The sequence below is a fragment of the Achromobacter sp. GQ309 genome, from assembly GCF_059759315.1.
On the sequence record NZ_JCAXDP010000005.1, the window covers coordinates 295,744 to 320,192 of the forward strand.

Here is a 24,449-nt window from a genome sequence, read left to right on the forward strand (position 1 = left end):
AGCGTTATGTCCTTGCCCGCCGATTTTCCTTCCTTGGCCGCCATGTCCGACGCCCCGCTCCTCGGCTCTGCCGTTCCCCCGGATCCGCTTGTCTGTAACGGCGCTGCGCTGCGCAAGGCGACGCGTCGCGTGTCCCAGCTCTATGACACAGTACTCGCGCCCTGCGGGCTGAAGGTGTCGCAGCATTCGATCCTGGTGCACATTGCCCGCGCGGGCTCGCCGTCGATGACCGACCTGGCCCGCGCGATGGTGCTGGACCGGTCCGCGCTGGCGCACAACCTCAAGCCCTTGCAGCGCGATGGGTACGTGCAGATGATGCGCGACCCGCTGGATGGCCGCAGCCGCCGGGTGGAGTTGACCGAGACCGGCCGCGCCAAGCTGGCGGAATCCCGCCGCTTGTGGAAGGACGCGCAGAACCGTTTCGAGGCCGCGTACGGCGCCGAGCGCGCCGCGGCATTGCGCCACGCGCTTGCCGACATCTTTTCCGACGACTTCGCGCAGGCCTTCAGCCGCGGCTAGATGCCGTCCCCCGTGCCGTTGCTGCGCGCGCCGCCGCGCCGGGTCATTGCCAGGACGGCGCCCAGCACGCAACTCATGCCGGCAATCTGCGCGCCGGTCACCGGCTCGTCCAGCAGGCCGGCCGACAGCATCACGGCGGAAACGGGCGCCAGTGCGGTAAAAAGCGCCGCCTCTGAGCCAGGCACGCGCGCTGCGCCCGCGTACCAGAGCAGAAAGCCGCCCACCGTGGGCACCAGCGCGTAATACGCCACGGCGGCGACCGCGCCTGGCGTGTAGTCCAACGCCCATGGCGCTTCGGTCAGGCTGGCCACTGCGGAAAACGCCAGGCCGAATGCCGTCATCAACGTCGACAGCGCCAGCGGCGCAACCGGCGTGCGCAGGCGCTTGTTCAACAGGATGAACAGCCCCTCGCAGGCCACCGCGCCCAGGATCAGCGCGTTGCCGGCGAGCGACCCGTCCATGCCCTGCGTGGGGGTTCGGCTGGTCATCAGCCACACGCCGAACGCCGCCATGCCGATGGCAGTCAGGGCCCGCCGGCCTGGGCGCTCGCCCAGCAGCAGCATGGCGATCGCGGCCGTGACGAGCGGCAGCGTCCCCAGAATGATGCCGCCGTCCACCGCCGAGGTCCGCTGCAACCCGGCGATCAACAAGGTCGTATATCCGACGCTGCCCGCCACCGCCTGCACCGTCAGCAGCAGCCAGTCCCGCCGGTGCAGCCGGGGCAGGCGCGCGCCGGTCGCCGCCATCAGCAGGGCGAAACAGGGCAACGCGATGGCAAAGCGCAGGGCGGTCGCGGTGAAGGGCGGCAACCCCGCGCCAATGATCTTGCTGGCGGTCACGGTGCTGCCGACCAGCACCATGGCCAGTGCCAAATAGAGATACCCGTGCCGCAGCCTGTTGATGGCCATCGCCTGAATTCCCGTTGGAAAAGGCGCAGCGTAGGGCGCAGGCGGGAGGCAGGTCTTGAACGAAATTGCAGGGAAGGCGGGTCAGGCGCCCGCGGCCAACGCATAGCGGTGCGGCGACACGCCATAGGCGCGCACGAAAAGCCGCGTCATGTGGCTCTGGTCCGCAAAACCGCCCAGCGCGGCCGCATCGGCCAGCGCCATGCCCTGCCGGATGAGCCGCCGCGCCAGCAGCAGGCGACGCTGCATCTGGTAGGCGTGCGGCGTCAGCCCCGTGGCGCGCGTGAAGGCGCGCAGCACCTGGTAGCGGCTCAGGTCGCTGGCGGTGGCCAGATCGGCGAGCGACAGCGCGGCGGCCGGGTCGTCGTCGATGCGCGCGATCGCATGGCGCAGGGAGGACGGTATCGCCTCGCGCGCAGGGGCGGTGGCCAGCGTGCCGCGCGGACCGCCAGCCTGCGCCAGCACGCGCAACAGCAGGCTGTCGCACGCCAACGGCGATCCGCCTGCGGTGATGTGCGCATAAAGCGCAAGGACGTCACGGGCCAGCGCTGGCTGGTGCCGCGCCGGGTGCTCGAATTCGTAGAGGGAGGCGCCCGACGGCCTGCCCGCATCGTGACGCCGAGGCACGCCCGCACCGGCCAGGTCTTCGGCGCAGGCGGCCACGACACCGGGATCCAGGTAGATCATCTGCCAGGCCCGCACACCGTCGCCGATGGGCGCGCCATCGTGGACCTCGCCCGGATTGACCGTGATGACGTAACCCGGCCCGGCCTCCACCTGACCCCGGCCGCTGTGCGACACCTGTGCGCCTTGGCGCATCACGCCGATGCCGAATTGTTCATGCGTGTGGCGCGCGAACGCGTGGCCGCTGCAGGCGGAGACGGCCTGCACGCCGGCGATGGCGCTGCGCTGCATGAGGAATTGGCCTGCGGGCATGAATGACGTGGCGGCGATGACGGTCGGGCCAGTATCGCCCGCAGATCTCGCGCCGATCAAGCGCCGCTATTGCAGGCCGGTCCAGCGCGCCACGGAGGGTTCGGCCGAGGCCCATTTCCATTGCCCGTCCCGGCGCTGGCAGATCGTGCTGGCGTAGGCAGGTGCGGCGCCTTCGACCTCGACCGTGAACAGCACCTCGCGGCAGTGCGCCAGCGGCGTATCGATGTCGCGCACCGCCTGGATGCTGCCGCGTTCGTTGCCCACCGCCAGGGCACGTTTGATCTGCCACTGCCGGACTTCACCGATGGGCAGCGCGCCAACCGTATTGGCCATGACGTTCTGCTGGTCGTTCTTCCATTCGCGCAACACGTACTTCACCGTGGCGTCCACCGCAGCCTGCACCGTCACGCCAATGGCAAAGCCGGCGACGGGATTGGCTGTGGCCGCGCCGCTCAGCGTGCCGACCACCGCGCCCGTGGCGGGACCGATGGAGGAACTCTGGCAGCCCGCGAGCGCCAGGCTGGCGGTCAGCGCCAGCATGCCAAACGCGCGCGTCACTGCAGCGAACCCCAGCGGGTGGTCGCCGGTTCGGCGCTGGCCCAGCGCCAGTTTTCGCCGTCGCGGCAGACGGTCGTGACGTAGAACTCGCGTTCGGGATCAATGCCGGGCTTCTCGGCAGGCGTGTCCACCGAGAACACCACTTCCTTGCATTGCAGATCTCCGCCGCCGATCAGCCGGCTGACGGTGACCTGGCCGCGCGCGTCGTCCTCGATCGGCAACTTGTGCTTGACGTTCCAGCTGGCGACCTTGCCCACCGCGAGCGCGCCGGCCGCCTTGGCGATGGCGTCCTGCTCTTCACCGCGTGTCTGGCGCTGCGCATAGGCCAGCGCGGCCTTCGCGCCGGCCTGCACGCCCAGACCGATGCCCGTGGCCACCGTGGCGTTGTCGGTCACCTTGTTGGCGATGGCCGTGCCGGCGATACCGGCCGCGGCGCCCGTGCCTTCTCCGAGCATCGAACTGCAGCCTGAAAGCGCGGTCAGCGCGGCGAGTCCCAGCAGGAAAAGCGCGCGGCCGCTCGCAAAGGTTGGCGAGATGGTGAACAAGCTGCGGGCCCTCCTGTGAAACTTGGCGGGCGCAAGTATAGGAGGGCGCGCAGCCGCGCGGCCGCGGCCTTTACATTTGTTGGCATTTTTGTGCGCGAGGCGCGGCGGTCAACCGGGGCGCGCCATCACGCCGCGGTCGACACGTCATGCTGCAGGGCGATGTGCCAGATCGAGCCGGGCGCGCCGCGCGCGCCATGTCCGCAGCACCAGCTTCTCGATCTCCACCACGCAAAAGAGCACCGCGGCGGCCACCAGCGTCAGGGTCCAGTACTCCGGCGGCAGCGGGACGGTGCCGAACACGCGGTTCATCGCGGGCAGGTAGATCAATGCGCATTGCAGCAGGCCCAGCAGGATCGTGACCAGCCACAGCGCCTTGTTGCGGAACATGCTGGGCGTGATCGGCCACCGGTCCTGCAGGCGGCAGTTGAACAGATAGGTCCATTGCGCCGTCACCAGCGTCTGCAGGATGACGGTGCGGATGAAGTCCGGATCGCGCCCGGCGGCAATCAGGCTCTTTTCGATGATGAAGGCGGAGGTGGTGAAGAGCAGCCCCACGAACGCGATGCGCCAGAGCGCGAAGCCGTCCAGGATCGATTTCGCGGGATCGCGCGGCCGGCGCTGCATCATGCCCGGTTCGGCCGGTTCAAACGCCAGACCGAAGGCCAGCGTGATGGAGGTCGCCATGTTCATCCATAGGATCTGCAGCGGCGTCAGCGGCGCCTGTGCGCCGGCCAGCAGCGCCACGATGACCAGCAGTCCCTGCGCCAGGTTGGTCGGCAGGATGAACAGGATCGTCTTCTTCAGGTTGTCGTAGACGCGGCGCCCCTCGCGCACGGCATAGGCGATCGAGGCGAAGTTGTCGTCCGCCAGCACCATGTCGGCGGCCTCTTTGGTGACCTCGGTGCCCTTGATGCCCATGGCCACGCCCACGTCCGCCTGCTTGAGCGCGGGCGCGTCGTTGACGCCATCGCCCGTCATGCCGACCACTTCGCCCATGCTTTGCAGCGCGCGCACCAGGCGCAGCTTGTGCTCGGGGCTGGTGCGCGCAAAGATGTCGTGGTCGCGCGCCAGCGCGGCAAGTTCATCGTCGCCGATCTGCTGCAACTGGGCGCCGGTCACCGCCTCGCGCACATGCGTCATGCCCAGCATGGCGCCGATCGCCAGCGCGGTTTCGGGGTGATCGCCCGTGATCATCTTCACGCGGATCCCTGCCTGGTTGCACTGCGCGATGGCTTCGATGGCTTCGGGACGGGGCGGGTCCATGATGCCGGCCACGCCCAGCAACACCAGCCCGTCCTGAAAGTCCGGATGATCCAGCACTGTGGCGTCCGCCGTGCCGGGCTTGTACGCGGCTGCCAATGTCCGCAGGCCCTGGTGCGCAAAGGCCTCCAGGCCGCGCTCCCAGTAGTCCAGCCGCAGCGGCTGCGGCCCGGCTTCGCCCTGTTCCTGCGCGCACAGCTTGAACAGCACGTCGGGCGCGCCGGTGACGTAGATGACGTTCTGACCATGGTCGTCGCAGCGGCGCGCCATGTACTTGTAGCTGGAATCGAACGGCACCTTGCCGTGCTTGGCCACGCCCTCCAGGCTCTGGCCGGCCTTGGTTGCCAGCACCATCATCGCGCCTTCCGTGGGACCGCCCACGATGCGCCACTGCCCATCGGCATCTTCATGGAGCTGGCTGTCGTTGCAGATGGCGGCCGCACGCACGAAGCGCGTCAGCGCGTCCTCGCGCTGCCAGTCCACCGGCGTCCCGTCGGATTCACGGGTGATCTCGCCGACGGGCCGGTAGTTGTCGCCCGACACGCGATACACGCCTTGCGCCAGCAGCACGTTCTTGGCGGTCATCTCGTTCATGGTCAGGGTGCCCGTCTTGTCCGAGCAGATGACCGTCATCGCGCCCAGCGTTTCGACGGTGGGCAGCTTGCGGATGATGGCGCGGTTGCGCGCCATGCGCTGCACGCCCAGCGACAGGATGATGGAGATGATGGCAGGCAGGCCTTCCGGCACGGAGGCGACCGCGATGCTGATCAGCGACATCAGCAGGTCGGACAGCGGCATGTCGAGCACGTAGCGGCCCAGCACGAAAAGCGCCACCACCATCACCAGCACCACCTGGAAGATGCGCTTGCCCAACAGCTCCATCTGCCGCAGCAGCGGCGTCTGCAGCGTCTGCACATCCGTCATCATGCGGTTGATGTGGCCGATCTCGGTGTCGCTGCCGGTGGCCACCACGATGCCGCGCGCATTGCCCGCGCTGACGTGGGTGCCCGAGAACCCCAGGTTCAGGCGGTCGCCCAGCGGCGCGTCACCCGGCAGGGGCGCATCGTGCTTTTCGACGACGGTGGATTCGCCGGTCAGCATCGATTCCTCGACGCGGAAGTTGTGCGTGTCAAAGAGCCGCACGTCCGCCGGGATCTTGTCGCCGGGTCGCAGGATCACGATGTCGCCCGGCACCAGATCGCGGGCGTCGATCTCTTCCTTCTGCCCGTCGCGCACCACGCGGGCATGGTTCGACAGCATGTTGCGGATGCCGTCCAGCGAACGTTCGGCGCGGCTTTCCTGCACGTAGCCAATGACGGCGTTGATGACCGCCACGGCCAGGATGACCCCGGTATCCAGCCAATGGCCCATCAGCGATGTCACCACTGCCGCACCCAGCAGGATGTAGATCAGCACGTCATTGAAGTGGCCCAGAAATCGCAGCCAGGCGCTGCGGCGGGCAGGCGGGGGCAGTGCGTTCAGGCCGTGTGTCTCCTGCCTGCGCCGGATCTGGTCCTGCGAAAGGCCGGCGGCGCTGGTCACCTGGATGCCCAGCGTCTCGTCGACAGAGAGCTGGTGCCAGGGGCGAGGAGCTTGCGGAACCTGCGTGTTCGCCTGCGTCATGACGTACGGCCTCCCGGAGGGACCGGCCACGTGACCGGGCCGGAAGTCGGGGGCCGCACAGGTCAGTCCGGCGTCCATGATACGACGGGCTGCCGGACCGGGGCGTCACATCGGCCGCGCGCCCTTCAGATAGACCTCGCGCAACGCCGCCGCAAACAGCGCCTCGACGTTGCGCCGCAATCCGTCGGACCGCGTGAACAGCGAGATCGGCGGAAGCGTCCAGTCAAATGAATACGGCACGATGGCCGCGCCCGCGATGCGAACCAGCTCGTCGGCGATGTCGGCCGGCAGGATCGTGACGGCGCGGTCGCTGGCCACGATCATCTCGCCGATCAGCTTGGATGAGTCGCTTTGCACGGACGGCGGCGGGGGCGCCAGGCCGGCGCGCAAGAAGATGTCGGCCACCTGCTCGCGGATCGGACTGCCTGGCGTGCCCAGGATCCAGTCCAGATCGGCCAACCGGTTCCATTCCAGGCGCGACCGCCCCAGCCGGGCGGCCAGCCGGCGGCTGGCGATCAGGCGGGGCTGCTGGTGGTACAGGACCTCGAAACCGATGTTGCTCAGGTCCACCGAGGGCGTGGCCCAGCCGACGACCACGTCCAGCGTGTGGTCGCGCAATTGGCGCAATAGCGCCGGCCCCTGACCCTCGTGGATGGTCGCGGTGAGCTGACGGCCCTGCGGCAGCGTGCGGCCGATGGCCGCCGACAGCATCTGGCCCGACACGAACGGAATGACGCCGATGTGCAGGTGGGCGGCGTGCCCGGCCGCCACGGTTTCCATTTCCTGCACCAGATGGCCCAGATCATGGACCAGCGCCCGGGCGCGCGCCAGCACCACGGCGCCCATGGGCGTAGGCGTCATGCCCCGCACCGAGCGGTCGAACAGCGGCACGCCGAACATGCTTTCCAGCTCGGCCAGGGCATTGGTCACGGCCGGCTGGCTGGTCGCCATGTGTTCGGCCACCCGGGTCAGCGACCCGTGCTGCTCGATCTGCAGCAGCAGCATCAGGTGGCGCATCTTCAGGCGCGAGGTCAATTTCCGGAAAACGGCATCCGGATCAAAGGCTGTCATAGACAAGACATTAGGAAAGCGTGATGGGACGATATTAAATCCGAATGAACGCCTTATGTCTTCCACCCTAGAATTTTGCAAATTCAAGACAGCGAGGCCACAGCCCATGAACAACCCGTCCGACCGCCAGGCAGCCCTGGACTATCACGAGTTCCCCACCCCGGGAAAAATCTCCGTCGTGGCGTCCAAGCCGCTCGTCAACCAGCGCGACCTGGCGTTGGCGTACTCGCCCGGCGTGGCGGCGGCTTGCGAGGAAATCGTGGCCGACCCGTCCAACGTGTACCGCTACACCGCGCGCGGCAACCTGGTGGGCGTGATCTCCAACGGCACCGCGGTGCTGGGCCTGGGCAACATCGGCGCGCTGGCCTCCAAGCCGGTCATGGAAGGCAAGGCGGTGCTGTTCAAGAAGTTCGCCGGCCTGGATGTCTTTGACATCGAAATCAATGAAACCGACCCCGACAAGCTGGTCGAGATCATCGCCGGCCTGGAAGCCACCTTCGGCGGCATCAACTTGGAAGACATCAAGGCCCCCGAGTGCTTCACCGTCGAGCGCAAGCTGCGCGAACGCATGAAGATTCCGGTCTTTCACGATGACCAGCACGGCACGGCCATTACCGTGTCGGCGGCCTTCATCAACGGCCTGAAGGTCGTGGGCAAGGACATCAAGCAGGTCAAGGTGGTCACGTCGGGCGCGGGCGCTGCGGCGCTGGCGTGCCTGGACCTGATGGTGGACCTGGGCCTGCCCCTGGAAAACATCTGGGTGACCGACATCGAGGGCGTGGTCTACGAAGGCCGCACCACGCTGATGGATCCGGACAAGGCGCGCTTTGCGCAAAAGACCGACGCCCGCAAGCTGGCCGAGGTGATCCAGGACGCCGACGTGTTCCTGGGCCTGTCGGCCGGCGGCGTGTTGAAGCCCGAAATGGTCGCCGCCATGGGTTCGCGTCCGCTGATCCTGGCGCTGGCCAACCCCACGCCGGAAATCCTTCCGGAAGTGGCGCACGGCGTGCGCGACGACGTGGTGATGGCCACGGGCCGTTCGGATTACCCGAACCAGGTCAACAACGTACTCTGCTTCCCGTACATCTTCCGCGGCGCGCTGGACGTGGGCGCCACGACTATCACGCGCGAAATGGAAATGGCCGCGGTGCATGCCATCGCCGACCTGGCCGAAGAAGAACAGAACGAAGTCGTGGCCGCCGCCTACGGCACCTACGACATCTCGTTCGGTCCCGAATACCTGATCCCGAAGCCCTTCGATCCGCGCCTCATCGTGCGCATCGCGCCGGCGGTGGCCAAGGCCGCGATGGAAGGGGGCGTGGCCACGCGTCCGCTGGCCGACCTGGAAGCCTACGAAGAACAGCTGCAGCAGTTCGTGTACCACTCGGGCGCGTTCATGAAGCCGCTGTTCTCGGCGGCCAAGCGCATCGTGCGCTCGGGCGGCAAGGCGCGCATTGTCTTCACCGAGGGCGAAGACGAACGCGTGCTGCGCGCGGTCCAGGTCATCGTCGACGAAGGCCTGGCCCGTCCGATCCTGGTGGGACGTCCCGCCGTGCTGCTGTCGCGCATCGAAAAATTCGGCCTGCGCCTGCGTCTGGGCGAAGACGTCGAAGTCACCAACCCCGAATACGACGAGCGCTTCCACCAATACTGGACGACGTACTGGGAGCTGATGAGCCGCCGGGGCATCACCAAGGAAATGGCGCGCGTGGAAATGCGCCGCCGTCTGACGCTGATCGGCGCAATGATGGTGCACCTGGGCGATGCCGACGGCATGGTCTGCGGCACGGTCGGCGCGTATCACGACCACCTGCGTTTCGTGGACGAGGTCATCGGCCGCCGTCCGGGTCACAACGTGTACGCCGCCATGAACATCCTGCTGCTCGACGAGCGCACGGTGGTGCTGGTGGACACGCACGTGAACGACGATCCCACCGCCGAGCAGATCGCTGAATTCACCATCATGGCCGCGCAAGAAATGGCGCGCATGAATCTGGCGCCCAAGGTTGCGCTGTTGTCGCGCAGCAACTTCGGTTCGGGCAGCTCGGCCTCGGGCGAGAAGATGCGCCGCGCCCTGGAACTGGTCCGCGAAGCGGCCCCGGACCTGGAAATCGACGGCGAAATGCACGGCGATTGCGCGCTGGACGAGGGCCTGCGCATGCGCATCCTGCCGTCGTCCACGCTCAAGGGCGAAGCCAACCTGCTGGTGTGCCCGAATGTGGACTCCGGCAACATCGCCTACAACCTGCTCAAGACGGCAGCGGGCGGCAACGTCGCGGTGGGCCCGTTCCTGCTGGGCGCCAATGCCCCCGTGCACATCCTGACCAACAGCTCCACCGTGCGTCGCATCATCAACATGACGGCCATGACGGTGCTCGACGCCAACCGCGTCGAAGGCGCCTGATCGCCATTGAGCCGCCGCGTGATTCGCGCGGCCAAGACAATGCGCGCCGCTCCTCACGGAGCCGGCGCGCATTTTTTTCTGCGGGTGAGCGGCCAGGCCTAGTTTGCGCTGGCCTTCCAGGTGCCGTCCGGTTGCTTGCAGAACCAGAACTGCCAGGTTTCCGTCGTGGTGGTCCGCGCGAAGTTGCCAACCAAAAAGCGGCAGACGCGGTCATTGCCGGTTTTGGTGGTCTGCTTGGGCGTCAATTGCACCGTGATCGGTGCGGCCTTCTTGCGCTGGTGCGTGCTTTTCCATTCGGTGCTCTGGCCGTCGGCCGAGCTGTTCAGCGCCTGCGCCACCGCCTCGTGAAACGAGGCGCGGTCTGCCGGCAATATCTGCGTGATGAGGGCGTCGTTGAGCATGACGGCCGGGGCGGCGACCGCCGCCGACGCCATGCCGGCGGACAGAAGCACTGCGGCAAGAACGCGGGGATATTTCAAGATGGGCTCCTGATGTGAACAGCCAATAAGGCGGTAAGCGAGTCTGCACCGTGAATCTGAGCCGATAGTACGCCAAAAAAAAGGGCCGCCCAACCGGGCGGCCAAGAGTCATCAAGGGGAGGGTAAATCGTCGCTTGGCCGGGATGCCCTATCCGATACGGGCCCCCGTTGCCGTATCAGTTCCCGTGATACACGCCGGCGAACGGCATGTCATTCGGTTCCACGTTCGACACCTGGCCGGCGGCTTTCGCGGCGGCCAGTTCGGCCTTCACGTCGGCGCGGGTCTTGCCGGTGTGCGGCGTGCCATACACACCTTGGAAAGGCGTGTTGTTCGGTTCGGCGTTGGTGTTGATGCCGGCGGCCTTGGCGGCGGCCTTCGCGGCAGCCAGTTCGGCCTGCACCTGAGCGCGGGTGGGGCCTTCGTACGGGGTGCCGTAGACGCCCTGGAAGGGCACATTGTTGGGTTCGATGTTGGGCGAGGCATAGGCGCCGGCGCTCAGTGCAGCCAGCGAGAACATCAAAGCGGTAGCAAGGGTCTTCATGGTAAACCTCCGATTTCTAGAGCCTGGGAGCGAATCCGGCGGCCTTTCCGTCGTGGTTCGTTGCTGTTTCCCGATGGCTTGAATCTTGCGCCGATCTAGAATGCGGATAAACCCGGATATCGGTAAAAGATAATTCCATCAATGGGAAGATGTGGCTTCAATTGCTATTGAGTCACCATTTTTGGAATGCCGAAGCGGGGCGGATCGACAGGACTGTGAATGGAAAAAATCGACCTCACCCGAGAAAAGGCCACGCTTCTCATCACGCTGTACGCCAAGGCGCGAGAAAGCCGGCTGCCCAATTCCGTGCTGCAGGACCATCACGCCGCCGATGCCGTTAGCCGCATCGACTACGATTTTTCCCGCCTGCGCATGCGCCGCGACGAAATGATCGGTCTGGCGATGCGCGCCCACACGCTGGATGGCTGGGCCCGCGAATTCATCGCCGCGCACGGCGATGCCACCGTGCTGCATCTGGGCTGCGGGCTGGATACGCGCGTGCAGCGGGTGAATCCGCCACCGGGCATAAGTTGGTACGAGGTCGACTATCCCGAGGTCATCGAACTGCGGCGCAAGCTGTATCCGCCGCGGCCGGGCTGCACGCTGGTGGGCACGCCCGTCACGGACCTGGACTGGCTGGCGCAGATCCCGGCCGGCAAGCCAACGCTGGTCGTGGCCGAAGGACTTTTTCTTTATCTGCCCGAGGACGCGCTGTTGACCTTGCTGCGCGCGGTGACGGCGCGGTTTCCGTCCGGCGAGGTCGTCTTTGACGCCTACAACCGCCTGGGCTTGAGCTGGGTGGCGCACAACCGCATGATCCAATCGACAGGCGCGGTCACGCGTTGGAGTCTGAGGCGCCCGCAGGATCTGGAGGCGCAGGTGCCCGCCTTGCGGCTGCGCACCGTGCGCGGCGGGTACGAAACCGACGACCCCGCGCAGCGGGCACGATATTCGCTGCCGGCGCAGGCGGCGTTATGGCTGATGCGCCGGGTCGAGCCCTTGGGTAGTATGACCAGGCTGCTGCGCTATCACTATTAGCGATCAGTAGTGCGGCGGCAGTTCGTCGCGCAGGCTGCGGAAGGGGGCTGCCCCCTCAGGCGCCTGCTGGCGCAGGTCGGCGACCTCGCGCATGAGCCGGTCGATCTGCTGTTGTTGGCGGACGATGATCTGGTTCAACTGCTCCAGAAGATCATCCGAGAAGCTGGCTTTGACCTCCAGGTCCATCAGCCGGCGTTCGATGTCTTGCGTATTTTCCATGGCGGGTATTAGAACCCATTCCCGCCCGATCACAGGAGAGAAGTTTGGTACAGCGGCAATGGCGGGACAGCGGCACGTGGTGGTGGACGGCAAGCACGATACTGGCGCTTGCACCGGCTGCGACCGCGCTGGCGCAAGCCCAGACGCTGGCCCCGGTGGTGGTGACCGGCACCCGGCTCGGCACCGCGGTGCTGGACACGCCGGCCTCCGTCGATGTCGTGCAGGGCAGCGCCATGCGCTGGCAGCAGCCCGGCATCAACCTGTCTGAAGGGCTGGCCGGCGTGCCCGGCCTGCAGATCCAGAACCGCCAGAACTACGCGCAGGATCTGCAGATTTCCAGCCGCGGCTTCGGTGCGCGGTCCACGTTCGGTGTGCGCGGCGTGCGGCTGTATGTCGACGGCATTCCCGCCACGATGCCCGATGGCCAGGGGCAGACCTCCAATATCGACATCGGCTCCATCGACCGCGTCGAGGTGCTGCGCGGGCCGTTCTCGGCGCTGTACGGCAATTCCTCCGGGGGCGTCATCCAGGTGTTCACGCAGGACGGCGCCAATCCGCCCGAGATCACCGCCAGCGGCTGGGGCGGCAGCTACGGCACATGGCGCTACGGCGCGCAGGCCAGCGGCGTCACGGGCACGGGCGCGGGTCAGCTGGATTACGTGCTGGACCTGTCGCGTTTCACCACCGACGGCTATCGCGACCACAGCGCCGCGCGCAAGAATCTGGGCAACGCCAAGCTGGGCCTGCAACTGAACGACGACAGCCGCCTGACCCTTGTCGTCAATAGCGTCGACCTGAAGGCGCAGGATCCGCTGGGCCTGACCTACCAGCAGTTCCAGGACGACCCGCGCAGCGCGCCGGTGGCCGAGCAGTACAACACCCGCAAGACGGTCAAGCAGACGCAGGGCGGGCTGGTCTTCGACCACCAGATCGACGGCCGCAACGCGCTGCGCGTGATGGTGTATTACGGCCAGCGCGATACCACGCAATATCAGTCGATCCCGCCCGCCGTGCAGACTCCGCCCACGCAAGCCGGCGGCGTCATTGATCTGAAGCGCCAATACGGCGGCGCGGACGTGCGCTGGACCTCGGAACTGACGCTGGCGGGCCGCGCGCTGACCGTGATCGGCGGCTTCTCGTACGACACCATGCAGGAAGACCGCAAGGGCTACGAGAACTTCGTCGGTTCGGGGGCAAGCCGGCAGTTGGGCGTGAAAGGCGCGTTGCGCCGCGATGAAACCAATCGCGTCTACAACGCCGACCCCTATGCGCAGGCCTCCTGGAATTTCGCCGACCGTTGGACGCTGGACGCAGGCCTGCGCTACAGCACGGTCCGCTTCGACTCCGACGACCACTACATCACGGTCGGCAATACCGACGACAGCGGCGGCGCGCGCTACCGCAAGGCCTTGCCCGTGGCCGCGCTGCGCTACGCCGTCAACGACGACGTCAGCGTCTACACCTCGTACGGCCGGGGTTTTGAGACGCCCACCCTGAACGAGATCTCGTACCGGCCCGGCGGCGACCCGGGGCTGAACTTCGGCTTGATGCCGTCGGTCAGCACCAACGTCGAAGCCGGCGTCAAGGCGCGCATGGCCGGCGGCCTGCTGACGGCCGCGGTGTTCAGCACCCGCACGGACGACGAGATCGTGTCTGCGGGCAGCCTGGGCGGGCGCACCAGCTACCAGAACGCCGGCCGCACGCGCCGCGATGGCCTGGAACTGAGCTGGTCCGGGGAATTTGCGCGCCATTGGCGCACGCAGCTCGCGTACACGATGCTCAACGCACGCTACGCCGACGACGGCAGCGGCGATATCCGCGCGGGCAACAAGATCCCCGGCATCGCGCGCCAGGCGGCGTATGCCTCGCTGGCCTGGGCGCCGCCCGAAGGCTGGCAGGCCGGAGTGGAAGGGCGCTACCTGAGCAAGATCTACGTCAACGATGCCAACAATGGCGACGCGCCCGCCTATTTTGTCGCGGCCGCCAGCGTCGGCTACATCAAGCGCGCCGGCCCGTGGGAGCTGAACGCCTACGCCCGCGTCGACAACCTGTTTGACCGCGACTACGCAGGCTCGGTCATCGTCAACGAAGGCAACGGGCGCTATTACGAACCGGCGCCCGGACGGAATGCGGGCGTGGGCGTGGGGGCGACTTACCGGTTCTGACGCGCGAGGTGCGGCGGGCTGTCGTGGGCCCGCCCGCGCCTTACGCCGCGGCGGGATAGCAGAACGCGCTGTCCTCGCAATCGCTGCATCCCGGCGCGGCCGCGGCGGGCAGGTCGGCGTGTTCGCACGCCGAATGCGCCAGGAATTTCTTCCAGCGCAGATTGTTCACGTTACGGCTCACCAGGCCCGGATAGTGGCGCGCAAGCAGCACGGTGACGTCTTCGCGTCCCGACAGACCCAGATCGCGCCACAGGTGGTCGGGCCGCAGGCAGGCGTGCGCCAGGACGCTGCTGACCCATGGGGTGGTGTCGGGACCGGGCGCGCGGTAGGCGTCGAGCAGGACGCGCATCAACAGCGTGAAACCGGGCTGCGGATCGCTCACGCCGATCCCGACGTAGGCGGCATATTGCTCGCGCAGCGGGGACAGGGATGTGTCGAAGCCGGTCAGCGCGCCCGGGAACAGGTAGTCCAGCAGGTCGTGAAATTCGGCGGGCGACAGACCACTGCGCGCCAGATCCTGGTGGGCAATGCTGGTGCCGATGACGGCGGCGAAAAAGCCGGCGTCGGGATGAACGGGCGGTGCATATCGCAGCAAGGCATGCGCAAACCGCTGGGCCCGATCGGTGATGCTGGTGTCGGGAAGAGAGGGCGGCACAGGCACGGCGTCCATCATGATTCTTAATGCGGTAACGGTTTTATTAAGCTGTTAACTAAACAGTGTAGGGGCGAATATATAACGAAAAATCGGCGCGCTTCTGCCATATGCGGGTGAATCCCCGTTGGGACATACCCGAGGGTAATTAGCGGGGACAGGTATGATCGGCGTCCTATCCATTGCATAACACCCCAAACATGCCGCGCCGTTTCCGTCCCGCTGTCACCCGTCTGTTTGGCGCTGTCGCGCTGGCGCTGGCCGGCATGGCCGCATCGCCGCCGCCCGCCTTGGCCTTCGACGTCGGCGCTGTCATTGATTCGATCCGGCTTTCCCGTTATCCGCTGCGCGAGCCCGAGCGCCGGGTGTGGGGCACCGAGAACGTCAAGGACGCCGTCCTTGTTGGTCAGATGGAAAACCGGCTGTACCTGTACCGGTACGTGCGCGAGGGGGCCAAGACCTTCAAGCTGGATTTCCGCTCGCAGCCGCTGGTGATCGATCCCGAAGGCTGGAAGGCGTCGCGCGAGGACAACGTGGCGGTCCGGTCCCCGCGCGCAGGCGAAGCCTTCTACTGGGTCGGCTATGCCGATCGCGGCGCCGGCGCCGTCAAGGCCACGGGTTTTCTGGTGGACGACAAAGGTGAGGCCGCGTCGGTCAACGCCGACTCGCAGCTAGCGGTGGTCACCAGCAGCCGGCCGTGGGACGAGGCGCGCCGCGCGCAGGCCCTGGCAACATTGCACGCGGCGCTGCGCGACTATCCCACGCGGCTGGACCCATTTCCCGCGCAGGTGCGCTTCGAACACCAGACGGCGCCGGACGTGACGGCCACGTTCCGCACGTTGCACCAGGTGGCGCGCGCCATTCCGCGTGCCAAGACCGCCGAGTTCAACCGTGCGCTGGCCGACCTGCGCCGCTTCGTCATGGCGCAGGATTATCGCGAGATCGATCCGGACGGCAAGGACGCCGAGATGCTGACTGCCTTGAACGACTACGGCTTCTGGCTGGCCGAGTCGGGCGACACGGCGCAGGCGGAACGCATCCTGACCGACGTGCTGCGGCGCGATCCGTCGCGCACCGCCGCCTACCTGAACCGCGCCGACGCCCGCTGGAAACAGCGCGAGAAATCGCGCGAGGAGCGGGCCTATTACGAAGCGCTGGCGCGCGAGGACTACCGGCTGTATTGCGCAAAGCGCCTTGCCGCCAAGGAAGCCATTCCGGCCAACATCGCGTCCCGCATCGGCGCGGCGCTGGAGGCCTCGGCACTGGATGCGCAGGTCTGCCGTCCGCGCCTGGCGATCTTCCAGGCGATCCAGGCGAACGATCTGGACGCGGTGCGCGCTCAGCTTGCAGGCGGACAGGATCCGAACGGCGTGAACGAATACGGCAGGTCCGCTCTGTCCGTGGCCGTGTCGCGCAAGCAGCTTGAGACGGTGCGCGTGCTACTGGACGCGGGCGCCAAGGCGGATGGTCCCGACAACGGGTTCTCGCTGGTCGCCAGCGCGTTGCCGGACGCCAAGGACACGCGTCCGGCCGCAGAGCGCTACGCGCTGGCCGACATGTTGATCGCCGCGGGTGCACCGGTGGATGCGCTGGACTCGAACGGCACGCCGCTGCTGATGCGCCGGATTTCGTACTACAGCGACAGCAAGGAAAACCTGATCTATCTGCTGGAGAAGGGCGCCAATCCGAACGCGCGCGAAAAGAACGGGCGCTCGCTGCTGCATGCCGCGCTGCAAACGCCGAAGAATTTCTGGTTTGCCGAGAAACTGCTCGCGCGGGGGGCGGACATCAATGCCGCCTACACCCGCATGTATTACGGCAACAGCCCCATGTGGGAAACGCCCCTGCTCGAGGCCCTGCGGGAATCGCCGAGCGGCGACCTGACCCCGTCGGCGGCCTATGCCGTGCCCGAGCGCGTGAAATACGTGCTGGCCCACGGCGCCGATCCCGCGGTGGGCGGCTACGGCGCCTCCAAGGACGCGCCCGACCGTAACGGGATGAATGAAGGCCTGTCGCTGGCGGTCCGCTACCTGCAGCCTGGCCTCATCGATCAGCTGGTGCAGGCTGCTCGCCCGCCGCAAGCGCCGCTTTCGACGGAGCCGTTGTCCAGTCTGCTGTCGATGTGGAATCAGGTGGCGCAACGCGCGGCGGCTGACGGCAACAGCGCGGCGTGGGACGGCCAGCGCGCGCGGCTGCGCGCTATCGCGGACCGGCTGGTGGCCGCAGGCGTGCCGCTGGCGGCGCCGGCCGACACGGCGGGACCGCTGCGCAACCGGATCGCGCCGCTCAGCCTGCCGTGGCTGCCCGACGATTTGTACGAGGCTTGGCTGAAGGCGGGTGCGGACCCGACCGACCGGAGCGATTCCGACATGCGGCTCGAGGGCGTCGCGGCGGCGGACGCGCTGCCGCTGGTGACCATGCTGAACCTGGGCATGGACAACAAGGTTCAGTTGCTGCTCGAACACGGCGGCGCGCCAAAGACGCCGGCCCGTTGCGGCATGGCGGTGGCGGACGTGCTGGCCTGGCAGCTTGGCAACAACGGCCCGGTCAGCCCGATGGGCGGACGTGCGGTCAAGCAGGTGCTCGATGCAGCCGCTGGTCCCGCTGGGTGCGACCTGAACCAAACTTCGCGCGTGCAGCCGTTCGAGGGCGTGACGGCAATTGAGCTGGCACGGCGCGCCGAGGTGGACCTGGCGCCGCCGGCTCCGCCGCGCTGAGCCGGCGCGCGCTGCGCGGCGGCAGCGGCCAGCTGGCTGCCCGCGACGCCCCAGCGCCTTCCGCGCGATCTCCCCTCAAAAAAAACAGGCGCCCGAAGGCGCCTGTTTTTGCATGCCTTAACGGCAAGCGGTCATTACATGGCGTGGCCCATGTTGACGTTCATGTTGTACAGCACCCAGGCCGAACCACCGACGATGATGAAGATGATCAGCACGGTGAAGACAAACGTGGCCAGGTTGTCGCGGGACGATTTCGATGCGCCCATGTGCAGGAAGTACACCAGCTGAACCAGCAGCTGGAGAATGCACAGCGCCACCACGCCGATGATCGTGGCGGTGTGGGACAGCGCGCCGTGCATCACCAGGCCGAACGAGCCGAAGGTGAGCAGCAGCGAGAGCACGAAACCGATGATGTAGGACTTCAGGCTGCCGTGATCGGCGGCGTGATCGTCGTGGCCGTGCGCGGCCGCAGCGGAGTGCGACATCAGAGGGCTCCCAGAAGGTAGACAAAGGTGAAGACGCAGATCCAGACGATGTCCAGGAAGTGCCAGAACAGGCTCAGGCACGCCAGACGACGCTTGTTGATCGAGTCCAGGCCATGACGGCGGATCATGTCGAGCATGACGATGATCCAGATCAGGCCAAAGGTCACGTGCAGGCCGTGCGTACCGATCAGCGTGAAGAACGCGGACAGGTAGGCGCTGCGGCCCGGACCGGCGCCGATGCTGATCAGGTGATGGAATTCATAGATTTCCATCGCGATGAAGCCCGCGCCGAACAGGAACGTGACCATCAACCAGCCCATGGCACGGCTCTTGTTGTTGGCGTGCACGTTCAGGTTGGCCATGCCGAAGGTGAAGCTGGACACCAGGAGCAACAGCGTTTCGACCAGGACGAAGTTCAGGTCGAACAGTTCCTTGCCGGACGGACCGCCCGCGGTGGCGTTGGACAACACCGCGAACGTGGCAAACAGCACCGAAAAGATCAGCAAGTCGCTCATCAGATAGACCCAGAAACCGAAAACGGTCTTGGATCCATCGTCGTGATGCGCGTGATCGTCGTGACCCGCGTGGGGGTGAGTGGCTACGGCTTGAATCATGGCTCAGGCGGCCTTCTGCATTTTGTCAAAGTGAGCGTTTTCGATGCGTTCGACTTCCGCGGCCGGGACCCAGTAGTCGACGTCGCGGTCATAGGCGCGAACGATGAACGAACCGATCATGCCCACGAGGCCGGCGATCGACAGCCACCAGATGTGCCAGATCAGCGCAAAGCACATGACCAGGCCAAAGGCGCCAATCCAGACACCAGCGGCGGTGTTCTTCGGCATGTGGATGTCTTCGTACTTGGCCGGGCGCTTGTACGCCTTGCCGCTCTGCTTGTCTTCCCAGAACTGGTCCAGTTCATCAACGTGAGGAACGTGGGCGAAGTTGTAGAAGGGCGCGGGCGACGAGATCGACCATTCCAGCGTGCGGCCATCCCACGGATCGCCGGTGACGTCCTGGTTCTGCTTGCGCTGACGCACGGAGACGAACACTTGCTGCAGCAGGAAGAAGATGCCCAGCATGATCAGCGCGGCGCCAGCCAGCGCGACCAGCAGGTACGGCTGCCATTCGGGGTTGTCGTAATGGTTCAGGCGACGCGTCATGCCCTTGAAGCCCAGGACGTACAGGGGCATGAAGGCCAGGAAGAAGCCGACGAACCAGCAGTAGAACGAGTAGCGGCCCAGACGCTCGTTCAGCGTGAAGCCGAACGCCTTCGGGAACCAGTAGACCATGCCGGCGATGCAGCCGAACACCACGCCACCGATGATGGTGTTGTGGAAGTGCGCGATCAGGAACAGGCTGTTGTGCAGGATGAACGACACGCCGGGGATGGCCAGCATCACGCCGGTCATGCCGCCGATGACGAACACGATCATGAAGCCCAGCGTCCACAGCACCGGCGTCGTGATGCGCAGGCGGCCGCGGTAGATGGTGAACAGCCAGTTGAAGATCTTGGCCCCGGTCGGGATCGAGATGATCATTGTCGCTATGCCGAAGAAGGCATTGACGTTGGCCCCCGCACCCATGGTGAAGAAGTGGTGCAGCCAGACCAGGAACGACAGCACGCCGATGGCGGCCGTGGCGTAAACCATGGACTTGTAGCCGAACAGGGTCTTGCGGGCGAACGTGGCAACGATTTCCGAATACACGCCGAAGGCCGGCAGCACCAGGATGTAGACCTCGGGGTGGCCCCAGATCCAGATCAGGTTCACGTACATCATGACGTTGCCGCCACCGTCGTTCGTGAAGAAGTGCGTGCCCAGGTAGCGGTCCATCGTCAGCAGCGCCAGGGTCGCGGCCAGCACGGGGAAGGCGGCGACGATCAGGACGTTGGTGACCAGCGAGGTCCACGTGAAGATCGGCATCTTCATCAGGGTCATGCCAGGCGCACGCATGCGCAGGATGGTGACGATGAAGTTGATGCCGCTAAGTGTTGTCCCCAGCCCTGATATCTGCAGTGCCCAGAGGTAGTAATCCACCCCCACGCTTGGACTGTAGTCCAGCCCGGACAACGGCGGATACGCGAGCCAGCCGGTCGCGGCGAATTCGCCCACGAACAGCGACAGCATCATCAGCACGACACCGGCGGCGAACAGCCAGAAGCTCAGCGAGTTCAGGAACGGGTACGCCACGTCGCGGGCGCCGATCTGCAGCGGCACGACGATGTTCATCAGCCCGGTGATGAAGGGCATCGCCATGAAGAAAATCATGATGACGCCGTGGGCGGTGAAGATCTGGTCGTAGTGGTGCGGCGGCAGGAAGCCGGCCGAGTCCGCGGACGCGACGGCAAGCTGCGTGCGCATCATGATGGCGTCGGCAAAGCCGCGCAGCAGCATGATCAGCGCAACGATGATGTACATCACGCCGATGCGCTTGTGGTCGACGGTGGTGAGCCACTCCGTCCAGAGGTACTTCCACTTCTTGAAGTAGGTGATGGCGCCGAAGACCGCTAGGCCTCCCAGGCACACGGCGGCCAGCGTAACCATGACGATGGGGTCATGGTACGGAATGGCCTCGAGGGTAAGTTTCCCGAGCATTGTTAGTTGATTCCTGCGATCAGATTATTCGACGTGGAGGTGCACGTGGCGGAGTCCACGCCGGCCATCTTGGTCATCGTGCTGCCCAGAATGAAATCAAACATGGCGGGCGGCGCCGACGAATACTTCACGACCGGGTTGCGCTCGCTGCGCTTGGTCAGTTCCGCATAGACCTCGGGGGTCAGCGCGGTGGGAGCAGCCTTCGCTTCCTTGATCCAGTTGTCGAACCCTTCCTGCGACATGGCGTGCGCCTTGAAGCGCATGCCCGAGAAACCGCCGCCGCTGTAGTTGGCCGAAATGCCGGCGTAGGTGCCGATTTCGCGCGCGTTCAGGTGCAGCTTGGTCTCCATGCCGGCCATCGAATAGATCTGGCTGCCGAGCTGGGGAATGAAGAACGAGTTCATGACCGAAGCCGACGTGATCCGGAAGTTGACCGGAACGTCCACGGGGAACGCGATCTCGTTGACCGTGGCGATGTCGTACTCGGGGTAGATGAAGAGCCACTTCCAATCCAGTGAAACCACCTCGATGGTCACCGGCTTGTGTTCGGACACGAGCGGCTTGTAGGGATCCAGCGCGTGCGTGGAGCGCCAGGTGATCACGGCAAGAATCGCCACGATGATACAAGGGACGGTCCAGACGACGGCTTCGATTGCCGTGGAGTGGGCCCACTTGGGCTGGTAGTCAGCTTTGGTGTTGGAAGCGCGGTACTTCCAGGCAAACGCCACGATCATGATGAGGACCGGGATCACGACGATGAGCATGAGCCCGGTCGCCGTCAGCAGCAACGTCTTTTCCTGGATGCCGATATCTCCCTTGGGGGAGAGGATTTCCATGTTGCAGCCGCCAAGCAGCATGACCGCGCCGACGCCAAATATGCGCGTAAGGGTCGCAAGGAGGGGGTGTTTCACGTACAGCCTTGGATGGAAGGTGGGAAATGCTGCAAAGCAGCAGACTGGAATGCTGCTAGGCAGCAACGTCCATCCTATCGGTTTGATCTGGGTCAAGCCTGCGACGAAAGGTCGCATTGCCTGGGAGAAATCCGGCCCAATGGCGGCGGATTCAGGGTTTTCCTAGGGGAGCAGAAGCCCCGAGGGGAGGGAGGGGGTGCGACGATATGTCGCAGGTGCACATGGGGGTGTTGTAAAGATGTGTCGCCCCGCACAACTCATTCCGGAAGCACCTCGCGTTCCGGCCCCGGTTTTTTCGCCAGCTTGCGTTGCAGCGAGCGCCGGTGCATGCCCAGGAGGCGCGCCGCGGCGGAAACATTGCCGCCGGTCTCGTGCAGAGCCTGGTGAATGTGCTCCCATTCTAGGCGGTGCAACGGCGTCATGGTCGTTTCGATCGTAACTGTTTCTGGCTTCACCAGACCCAGCGTGCGCAGGATCATGGGCGCCGTGGCCGGCTTGGGCAGATAGTCGTCGGCGCCGCGCTTGATGGCTTCCACGGCGGTGGCCACGCTGGCGTAGCCGGTGACCAGCAGGATGCGCATGTCTTCGCGCAGCGCGCGCAGCGGGCGGATCAGGGTCAGGCCGGAGTCTTCGCCCAGGCGCAGGTCGACCAGGGCAAAGGCTGGACGGATTTCCTCGGCCACGCGCAGGGCCTCGGCGATGCCGGTGGCGGTTCGGGTTTCCAGGCCGCGGCGCGACAGGCTGCGCTGCAGGGTGCGCACGTAGAGTTCGTCGTCGTCGATCAGCAGGCCAAGATCGTTTGCATTCATCACATTCAGGTCCCGGGGTTGCCGAGAGGCAAATAAAAGCGGATGCGGGTGCCGCCGCCTTCGGCCGCGGTCATGGTCATTTCGCCGCCCATCTGTTCCACGGTGGCGTGCGACAGGGCCAGGCCCACGCCCAGTCCTCCCGGCTTGCCGCTGTTGAACAGGCTGGTCGCCGGCAGCACGGCATGATCGGGATCGAAACCCCGGCCGTAGTCCCGGACTTCGCCGCGCAGGGCGCCGTAACCGTATTCCAGATGCAGGTCCACGCGGGGCGCGTCGGCGGATTCCCCCGCGTCCGCGGCGTTGTTCAGCAACGCCTGCAGCAAGTGGGCGATGGCGGGATCGACGCGCAGGCTGGTGGGCAGCGTGCCCGAGCGTTGCAGGTCGATGGTCGGCCGGATCAGACGCCACTGCCCCACGACGCGAACCAGATCCACGGCGGTTGGGACCGCCAGATTGCGGATGCGTTCCCGGCACAGGGCCAGAAGCTGGCTCAGGGTGGTGACGTCTTCCCGCAGGTCTTCGTCGTCCTGGACCTCGGCGGCGATCTCGTCGGTCAGGAGCGTCATCGTGGCGAGCGGCGTGTTCAGCTCGTGCGCCATCGCGGCGGCGTGGGTGGCCAGGGCGACGATGCCTTCGTTGCGCGTGAAGCGTTCTCGCAGGCGGGCCAGTTCGCGCTCGCGGGCGCGCATGTCGGCGGCCAGGCGGGTCGAGAACACCAGCACCACCACGACCGAAATCAGGAAATTGGCGCCCAGCCCCCACAACAGCAGGGTGTGGGGGTCGACGTCGCCGCGCAGGGGCTGGCCGAAGATGGCCGCGGCGCCGTAGCCCAGCACGCCAGCCAGCGCCGCGGCCAGCGCCCAATTGCGAGGCAGCGCCAGCGCGGCCAGGGCGGTCAGGATCAGGAACATCGTGCCGAACGGGTTGCTGATGCCGCCGCTCCAGCCCACCATCCAGGCCAGCACCGCCATGTCGATGAACAGGTGGCCGAAGGCGGTGGCGTGGGAGAGGTCGCGCGGATGGCGCAGGCGCAGGCTGGCGTAGACGTTGAAGCCGATCAGCATGCCCACGCCCAGCCACAGCGGTTCCAGCGGCAGATCCAGGCCCAGCACGCTGCTGGCGACGAGGACGGTGGCGGCCTGGCCCGCGATGGCGAGCCAGCGCAGGCTGCAGAGGGTACGCAGGAAGGAAAAGGCGGAACTACCGGGCATATCCAGATACAGAGGGCCGGCCAGCCTGCCGGCAGTTACGGGCGCCCGGCTGCGCGGAACGCTGGCATCCGGAGCGCGGCGGCGGTGGCCGGCTGCTGCCCGGGCCGGAAGGCGCGGGATTCGGACGTGCAGGCATTGTATGGTGAATCGGAGGGCGGCGCTGTCGCGGCGGCGGGGCGATGTGTCCCTGATATGTGGCCGCCGATAGGTGAACATTCGAGCATGGAGCGCCGGCGATAGGCATTCAAATGGCGAGATCGCGGTGCGACCCCGCCACGCGGCAGGCGCGCGATGAACGCCTGCCGCCCGTCATCAGTGGCCGTGACCGGCCGCTGGCGCGGCGGTCGCATTCAGCGGCCGGGCCACTGCGTCGATCGGCACGCGCCGTTGCTGACGGGCCGCGTCTTCCACGATCAGCGTCAGCGCGACGTGATCGCCCGGCACGATCTGCTTGGCCAGGTCGATGAGCATGACGTGGTAGCCGCCGGGTTTCAGGTCCACCGCCTGGCCGGCGGGCAGGTCGATGCCGGGCACCTGGCGCATCTTCATGACGTTGTCCTGCATCGCCATCTCGTGCACTTCCACGTGCTTGGCCGCCTGCGATTCCACGCCGACCAGCCGGCCGGCTTCCTTGGAAGTCAGTTGCATGAACACGCCGGTCGCGTGCTGGTTGGGCACGGTCGCGCGCACCCAGGCGTCTTGCACGGACAGGCCGGCGTCCTGCGCCAGCGCAACATGGCTGAATCCGGCCAGGGCCATCGCGAAGACGGCGGCCAGCGGTTTGATCGAAAGCTTCTTCATGAGGG

Annotated in this window: 22 protein-coding genes; 5 read left to right on the forward strand and 17 right to left on the reverse strand. The window is 66.2% G+C overall.

What is annotated here, in order from left to right; translation table 11 throughout:
• Positions 1–42: 42 nt before the first annotated feature.
• Complete coding sequence (locus AC6CIE_RS17600; RefSeq protein WP_175137779.1) at positions 43–519, forward strand: MarR family winged helix-turn-helix transcriptional regulator; 477 nt, start codon at positions 43–45, stop codon at positions 517–519.
• Here AC6CIE_RS17600 and AC6CIE_RS17605 read toward each other — a convergent pair.
• From AC6CIE_RS17605 to AC6CIE_RS17630, 6 genes are all read right to left on the reverse strand, one after another.
• On the reverse strand, positions 516–1,421 hold the full coding sequence (locus tag AC6CIE_RS17605; protein WP_425484337.1) for a DMT family transporter: 906 nt from the start codon (positions 1,419–1,421) through the stop codon (positions 516–518). The genes AC6CIE_RS17600 and AC6CIE_RS17605 overlap by 4 nt on opposite strands.
• Positions 1,422–1,508: 87 nt before the next feature.
• Positions 1,509–2,360, reverse strand: coding sequence for an AraC family ligand binding domain-containing protein (locus AC6CIE_RS17610; protein WP_498093156.1), 852 nt, complete (start codon positions 2,358–2,360; stop codon positions 1,509–1,511).
• A gap of 66 nt (positions 2,361–2,426) precedes the next feature.
• Positions 2,427–2,918: a hypothetical protein gene (locus AC6CIE_RS17615; RefSeq protein ID WP_291378003.1), complete on the reverse strand. Its 492-nt coding sequence runs from the start codon at positions 2,916–2,918 to the stop codon at positions 2,427–2,429.
• Entirely contained in the window at positions 2,915–3,463 is a 549-nt protein-coding gene (locus tag AC6CIE_RS17620; RefSeq protein WP_498093158.1) for a hypothetical protein, read from the reverse strand. Before AC6CIE_RS17620 ends, AC6CIE_RS17615 begins: the two co-directional genes overlap by 4 nt.
• A 144-nt stretch (positions 3,464–3,607) precedes the next feature.
• Positions 3,608–6,346, reverse strand: a complete 2,739-nt coding sequence (locus AC6CIE_RS17625; protein WP_498093160.1) for a cation-transporting P-type ATPase — start codon at positions 6,344–6,346, stop codon at positions 3,608–3,610.
• A gap of 105 nt (positions 6,347–6,451) precedes the next feature.
• On the reverse strand, positions 6,452–7,417 hold the full coding sequence (locus AC6CIE_RS17630) for a LysR substrate-binding domain-containing protein (RefSeq protein ID WP_191576121.1): 966 nt from the start codon (positions 7,415–7,417) through the stop codon (positions 6,452–6,454).
• 106 nt (positions 7,418–7,523) lie between these two features.
• On the opposite strand from AC6CIE_RS17630, the gene AC6CIE_RS17635 reads away from it, so the two are divergent.
• A complete protein-coding gene (locus tag AC6CIE_RS17635; RefSeq protein WP_175124439.1) occupies positions 7,524–9,821 on the forward strand; it encodes an NADP-dependent malic enzyme in 2,298 nt (765 codons plus the stop codon).
• 98 nt (positions 9,822–9,919) lie between these two features.
• Here AC6CIE_RS17635 and AC6CIE_RS17640 read toward each other — a convergent pair whose 3' ends face one another.
• Both AC6CIE_RS17640 and AC6CIE_RS17645 read right to left on the reverse strand, forming a co-directional pair.
• The gene (locus AC6CIE_RS17640) at positions 9,920–10,300 is read right to left on the reverse strand and encodes a hypothetical protein (protein WP_175124440.1); all 381 of its coding nucleotides are present in this window, start codon (positions 10,298–10,300) and stop codon (positions 9,920–9,922) included.
• 176 nt (positions 10,301–10,476) lie between these two features.
• Complete coding sequence (locus tag AC6CIE_RS17645) at positions 10,477–10,842, reverse strand: DUF4148 domain-containing protein (protein ID WP_105240312.1); 366 nt, start codon at positions 10,840–10,842, stop codon at positions 10,477–10,479.
• 219 nt (positions 10,843–11,061) lie between these two features.
• Between AC6CIE_RS17645 and AC6CIE_RS17650 the strand changes: the two genes are divergently transcribed.
• On the forward strand, positions 11,062–11,880 hold the full coding sequence (locus AC6CIE_RS17650; protein ID WP_175124441.1) for a class I SAM-dependent methyltransferase: 819 nt from the start codon (positions 11,062–11,064) through the stop codon (positions 11,878–11,880).
• A gap of 3 nt (positions 11,881–11,883) precedes the next feature.
• On the opposite strand, the gene AC6CIE_RS17655 is transcribed toward AC6CIE_RS17650, so the two are convergent.
• Positions 11,884–12,099, reverse strand: coding sequence for a SlyX family protein (locus AC6CIE_RS17655; protein WP_056558252.1), 216 nt, complete (start codon positions 12,097–12,099; stop codon positions 11,884–11,886).
• A gap of 98 nt (positions 12,100–12,197) precedes the next feature.
• Here AC6CIE_RS17655 and AC6CIE_RS17660 point away from each other — a divergent pair, with 98 nt between their 5' ends.
• Entirely contained in the window at positions 12,198–14,264 is a 2,067-nt protein-coding gene (locus AC6CIE_RS17660) for a TonB-dependent receptor domain-containing protein (RefSeq protein ID WP_286937735.1), read from the forward strand.
• 40 nt (positions 14,265–14,304) lie between these two features.
• Here AC6CIE_RS17660 and AC6CIE_RS17665 read toward each other — a convergent pair whose 3' ends face one another.
• Entirely contained in the window at positions 14,305–14,937 is a 633-nt protein-coding gene (locus AC6CIE_RS17665; RefSeq protein ID WP_498093162.1) for a nitrogen fixation protein NifQ, read from the reverse strand.
• A 179-nt stretch (positions 14,938–15,116) separates the two neighbouring features.
• On the opposite strand from AC6CIE_RS17665, the gene AC6CIE_RS17670 reads away from it, so the two are divergent.
• A complete protein-coding gene (locus AC6CIE_RS17670; protein ID WP_498093164.1) occupies positions 15,117–17,633 on the forward strand; it encodes an ankyrin repeat domain-containing protein in 2,517 nt (838 codons plus the stop codon).
• A gap of 134 nt (positions 17,634–17,767) precedes the next feature.
• On the opposite strand, the gene cyoD is transcribed toward AC6CIE_RS17670, so the two are convergent.
• The 7 genes from cyoD to AC6CIE_RS17705 all read right to left on the reverse strand — a co-directional run bounded on the left by cyoD (position 17,768) and on the right by AC6CIE_RS17705 (position 24,444).
• Complete coding sequence (cyoD, locus tag AC6CIE_RS17675; RefSeq protein WP_175124443.1) at positions 17,768–18,118, reverse strand: cytochrome o ubiquinol oxidase subunit IV; 351 nt, start codon at positions 18,116–18,118, stop codon at positions 17,768–17,770.
• On the reverse strand, positions 18,118–18,732 hold the full coding sequence (gene cyoC, locus AC6CIE_RS17680) for a cytochrome o ubiquinol oxidase subunit III (RefSeq protein ID WP_056326361.1): 615 nt from the start codon (positions 18,730–18,732) through the stop codon (positions 18,118–18,120). Before cyoC ends, cyoD begins: the two co-directional genes overlap by 1 nt.
• 3 nt (positions 18,733–18,735) lie before the next feature.
• A complete protein-coding gene (gene cyoB, locus AC6CIE_RS17685) occupies positions 18,736–20,712 on the reverse strand; it encodes a cytochrome o ubiquinol oxidase subunit I (RefSeq protein ID WP_175186325.1) in 1,977 nt (658 codons plus the stop codon).
• A 2-nt stretch (positions 20,713–20,714) separates the two neighbouring features.
• Entirely contained in the window at positions 20,715–21,623 is a 909-nt protein-coding gene (cyoA, locus tag AC6CIE_RS17690) for a ubiquinol oxidase subunit II (protein WP_175124445.1), read from the reverse strand.
• A 257-nt stretch (positions 21,624–21,880) separates the two neighbouring features.
• Positions 21,881–22,432 (reverse strand): response regulator transcription factor, encoded by a 552-nt coding sequence (locus AC6CIE_RS17695; protein WP_056558235.1) that lies wholly within the window; start codon positions 22,430–22,432, stop codon positions 21,881–21,883.
• A 5-nt stretch (positions 22,433–22,437) separates the two neighbouring features.
• Positions 22,438–23,643 carry an ATP-binding protein gene (locus tag AC6CIE_RS17700; RefSeq protein ID WP_175124446.1) on the reverse strand — a complete coding sequence of 402 codons (1,206 nt, stop codon included), beginning with the start codon at positions 23,641–23,643 and terminating at the stop codon, positions 22,438–22,440.
• Positions 23,644–23,955: 312 nt separating this feature from the next.
• The gene (locus AC6CIE_RS17705) at positions 23,956–24,444 is read right to left on the reverse strand and encodes a copper chaperone PCu(A)C (RefSeq protein ID WP_498093167.1); all 489 of its coding nucleotides are present in this window, start codon (positions 24,442–24,444) and stop codon (positions 23,956–23,958) included.
• Between the last annotated feature and the right edge of the window lie 5 nt (positions 24,445–24,449).

Bases quoted from the DNA above. Each gene is read 5' to 3' on its own strand.
- cyoC (WP_056326361.1), bottom strand. From the start codon at position 18,732: ATGATTCAAGCCGTAGCCACTCACCCCCACGCGGGTCACGACGATCAC.
- AC6CIE_RS17705 (WP_498093167.1), bottom strand. From the start codon at position 24,444: ATGAAGAAGCTTTCGATCAAACCGCTGGCCGCCGTCTTCGCGATGGCC.
- AC6CIE_RS17645 (WP_105240312.1), bottom strand. From the start codon at position 10,842: ATGAAGACCCTTGCTACCGCTTTGATGTTCTCGCTGGCTGCACTGAGC.
- AC6CIE_RS17650 (WP_175124441.1), top strand. From the start codon at position 11,062: ATGGAAAAAATCGACCTCACCCGAGAAAAGGCCACGCTTCTCATCACG.
- AC6CIE_RS17695 (WP_056558235.1), bottom strand. From the start codon at position 22,432: ATGAATGCAAACGATCTTGGCCTGCTGATCGACGACGACGAACTCTAC.
- AC6CIE_RS17655 (WP_056558252.1), bottom strand. From the start codon at position 12,099: ATGGAAAATACGCAAGACATCGAACGCCGGCTGATGGACCTGGAGGTC.
- AC6CIE_RS17665 (WP_498093162.1), bottom strand. From the start codon at position 14,937: ATGATGGACGCCGTGCCTGTGCCGCCCTCTCTTCCCGACACCAGCATC.
- AC6CIE_RS17635 (WP_175124439.1), top strand. From the start codon at position 7,524: ATGAACAACCCGTCCGACCGCCAGGCAGCCCTGGACTATCACGAGTTC.
- AC6CIE_RS17610 (WP_498093156.1), bottom strand. From the start codon at position 2,360: ATGCCCGCAGGCCAATTCCTCATGCAGCGCAGCGCCATCGCCGGCGTG.
- cyoD (WP_175124443.1), bottom strand. From the start codon at position 18,118: ATGTCGCACTCCGCTGCGGCCGCGCACGGCCACGACGATCACGCCGCC.
- AC6CIE_RS17625 (WP_498093160.1), bottom strand. From the start codon at position 6,346: ATGACGCAGGCGAACACGCAGGTTCCGCAAGCTCCTCGCCCCTGGCAC.
- AC6CIE_RS17700 (WP_175124446.1), bottom strand. From the start codon at position 23,643: ATGCCCGGTAGTTCCGCCTTTTCCTTCCTGCGTACCCTCTGCAGCCTG.
- cyoB (WP_175186325.1), bottom strand. From the start codon at position 20,712: ATGCTCGGGAAACTTACCCTCGAGGCCATTCCGTACCATGACCCCATC.
- AC6CIE_RS17600 (WP_175137779.1), top strand. From the start codon at position 43: ATGTCCGACGCCCCGCTCCTCGGCTCTGCCGTTCCCCCGGATCCGCTT.
- AC6CIE_RS17670 (WP_498093164.1), top strand. From the start codon at position 15,117: ATGCCGCGCCGTTTCCGTCCCGCTGTCACCCGTCTGTTTGGCGCTGTC.
- AC6CIE_RS17630 (WP_191576121.1), bottom strand. From the start codon at position 7,417: ATGACAGCCTTTGATCCGGATGCCGTTTTCCGGAAATTGACCTCGCGC.